The organism is Virgibacillus carmonensis, assembly GCF_057836705.1.
Window position 1 is genome coordinate 1 of the sequence record NZ_JBYQFJ010000239.1, and the last position, 618, is coordinate 618.

General features: G+C 35.6%; 1 protein-coding gene. It reads right to left on the bottom strand.

From position 1 onward, the window contains the following. The coding region (locus AC3G7N_RS21605) for a DEAD/DEAH box helicase family protein (protein ID WP_489424187.1) at positions 1-618 on the bottom strand (618 nt) is incomplete at both ends.

Genomic DNA, 618 nt, shown 5'->3' on the forward strand with positions numbered 1-618 from the left:
TTCTCTGTATTATCAACACTTTGAGGTTCATCGATAATGACTATAGGGTTTGTTTCTTGAATGAACTCAATTGGTTTTTTCCCATTCATTGTATCCCGCTCACGATGGATAAGGTTCGCTTTTGTCTCTTTCCCAGGATCATCGAAACTTTTCCTGAATGCGTCGATGTTAATAATCATTACTTCAATATCACTACTTGTTGCAAACTCACGAACTTTCTCTAGCTTTGATGAATCATAGATAAAATAATGACAATGCTGCCCCGGGTATAATTCATTAAAATGATCAGCAGTCATTTGGAACGATTTGTATACCCCTTCTCGTATAGCCACACTTGGTACGACGATTACAAATTTCGAGAACCCATACTTTTTATTTAGTTCAAAAATACTGCGAGAATACACATACGTTTTCCCTGTACCTGTTTCCATCTCAACGGTGAAATTCCAGTCTTGGATAACATTACTTTTTTTCAAGTGATTTCCCTTTTGTATCGTTTGTATATTTTCTAATATTTCTTGTTCTGACAGTTCAAGCTTATTACCAATACCTAATTCAGTTTGTTGCTGTCCTAAAATATGTCCAGCACCAACTGAGAAGTTAGATACTTTTACAGGT